Origin of the sequence: Novosphingobium sp. B-7 (assembly GCF_000410615.1) — a bacterium.
Taxonomy (GTDB): domain Bacteria; phylum Pseudomonadota; class Alphaproteobacteria; order Sphingomonadales; family Sphingomonadaceae; genus Novosphingobium; species Novosphingobium capsulatum.
Genome location: NZ_APCQ01000568.1, coordinates 1 through 1,531, shown reverse-complemented (window position 1 = coordinate 1,531; position 1,531 = coordinate 1). Strand labels below are relative to the sequence as shown.

1 protein-coding gene is annotated in these 1,531 nt (G+C 70.2%); it reads right to left on the bottom strand.

Annotated elements, in window-relative coordinates:
- Positions 1 to 19: 19 nt before the first annotated feature.
- Positions 20 to 1,531: PTS fructose transporter subunit IIC (locus H926_RS0106720; protein ID WP_022675622.1), on the bottom strand; the 1,512-nt coding region annotated here is incomplete at its 5' end.

Sequence of the window (1,531 nt, the reverse complement as noted above, 5' to 3'; positions counted from 1 at the left end):
TGGCCGCATGTGAAAGGGTTCAGGCGGTGGCGGGCAGCGCCGTGGTTTCTTGGGCAAGCGGGCGGCGCAGCAGCCCGGCAAGCAGCGCGGTGGTGAGCGTGCCCGCCGCGATCGCCACGGCATAGGCGGCCAGGTGGGTCACCGCGCCCGGGATCGGCAGCACGAACACGCCGCCATGCGGTACGCGCAGTTCCACGCCCATCGCCATCGAAATGGCCCCGGCCAGCGCCGACCCGGCAACGAAAGCCGGGATCATGCGCAGGGGATCGCGCGCGGCAAACGGGATCGCCCCTTCGGTGATGAACGCCAGGCCGAGCACCGCCGTGGCCCCGGCGCCATCGCGTTCCTCTGCCGAAAAGCGGTTGCGGAACAGGACCGTGGCCAGCGCGATGCCAAGCGGCGGGGTCATCCCGGCGGCCATCGTCGCGGCCATCGGCGTATAGACCTGGCTGGCGATGAGGCCGACGGAAAAGGCATAGCTGGCCTTGTTGACGGGGCCGCCCATGTCGAACGCCATCATCGCGCCCAGGATCAGGCCCAGCGCAATGGCGCTCGATCCCTGCATGCCGCGCAGCCATTCGGTCAGGAACGACAGCACCGCCGCCACCGGCGTGCCCACGGCATAGACCATCAGCAGCCCGGTCAGCAGCGTGCCAAGCAGCGGCAGGATCAGCATCGGCTTCAATCCGGCCAGGTTGCGCGGCAGGCGGATGGCGCGGTTCAGCGCGTCCACGCCATAGCCGGCGATGAAGCCCGCGACGATTCCGCCGAGAAAGCCCGCGCCCTGGCTGGCCGCGATCATGCCGCCGATCATGCCCGGGGCAATGCCCGGCCGGTCGGCGATGGAATAGGCGATATAGCCAGCCAGCGCAGGCACGATCAGGGCAAAGCCGCCCTTGGCGCCGATCTCGAACAGGGTGTGCGCCAGGGTGCCGGCGGCGGCATCGTCGTTGGCGTGAATGCCGCCGAGGGCAAAGGCCAGCGCGATCAGCAGGCCGCCCGCCACCACGAAAGGCAGCATGAACGAAACCCCGGTCATCAGATGCTTGTAGGGGCCAGTGCGCTCTGCCTTGGCCGGGGCGGCGGCATTTCCTTGCGCGGCGGCCTGGACGTTGGCTTCGGCCAGGGCGCGGGTGATCAGCGCGGCGCCGCCGGTGATGGCCGGCTTGGTGTTGCTGGCAAACACACGCTTGCCGGCAAAGCGGGCGCGATCGACCTCGCGGTCAGCGGCGATGATCACCACGTCGGCCTCGGCAATTTCCTGCGCGGTGAGCGGCGTGCCGGCGCCCACCGAGCCTTGCGTTTCGATGCGGATGGCATGGCCCAGTTCAGCAGCGCCCTGTTGCAGCCCTTCGGCCGCCATGAAGGTGTGGGCGATGCCCGTGGGGCACGAGGTGATGGCGACGATGCGCATTGGCGTGGCATCAGCGGCCGGCGCGGCGGCCAGGTCGGCCAGCACGGCGGCGGGATCGGCCAGCACGGCATCGACCGGGACCACCCGTGCGGACGGATCGGCCAGCGGCGCGGCATC